Source organism: Roseisolibacter sp. H3M3-2 (assembly GCF_029211165.1).
Lineage (GTDB): Bacteria > Gemmatimonadota > Gemmatimonadetes > Gemmatimonadales > Gemmatimonadaceae > Roseisolibacter.
Genome location: NZ_JARGEK010000763.1, coordinates 1 through 675, shown reverse-complemented (window position 1 = coordinate 675; position 675 = coordinate 1). Strand labels below are relative to the sequence as shown.

1 protein-coding gene is annotated in these 675 nt (G+C 82.5%); it reads left to right on the top strand.

The window, feature by feature from the left end:
• Nucleotides 1-675, top strand: a 675-nt coding sequence (locus PYV61_RS26260; RefSeq protein ID WP_275836842.1) for a tetratricopeptide repeat protein, incomplete at both ends; no start/stop codon positions are given.

The following is a 675-nucleotide window of genomic DNA, read 5'->3' as shown; positions in this document are numbered from 1 at the left end:
CGCGCCGCCGCGCCGACGCGCGCGGCGCCTTCGCGCGCGCGCTCGACCTCGACCCCGACGACGTCGCGGCGCGTTACGGGCTCGCCTTCGCGGCCGCCGCGCTGGGGGAGCACGACACCGCGCGGCGCGAGACCGAGCGCGCGCTGGCGCGGACCGCGATCGTGCCGGGGCGGCGGCTGACGCTGGTGCTCGACCTGGGGGGGGCGACGGAGTTCGGGATCGTCGCGCCCGCCGTCGCGCCGGCGGCGGCCGCGGTGGCGGGCTTCGCGCTCGACGAGGACGCGGCCGACGCGGTGCTCGCCGACCTGCTGGCGCCGCGCGCCGAGGGCGGCGACGCCGAGGCCACGGGCGCGCACCCCTACGCCATCGCCGACGAGCACCTCGCGCACGGCGACGTCGAGCGCGCGGAGGCGGCGGTCAGCCGCGCCATGTCGCGCGGCGGCGACCGCGCCGAGGGGCTGGCGCGCCAGGGCGCGCTGTTCGCGCGGCGCGGGCTGCACGGAGAGGCGCTCGAGCGGTTCGCCGAGGCGCGCGCGCTGGCCCCCGGGCTGCACCTCGCGGTCCGGGGGGAGGTCCGCGTGCTGCGCGAGCTGGGGCGCATCCCCGAGGCGCGCGAGGCCGCGGCGGTGCTGGCCGCCGCATGGCCCGCCGTCGCGCCGGCGCTGGCGCTCGCGG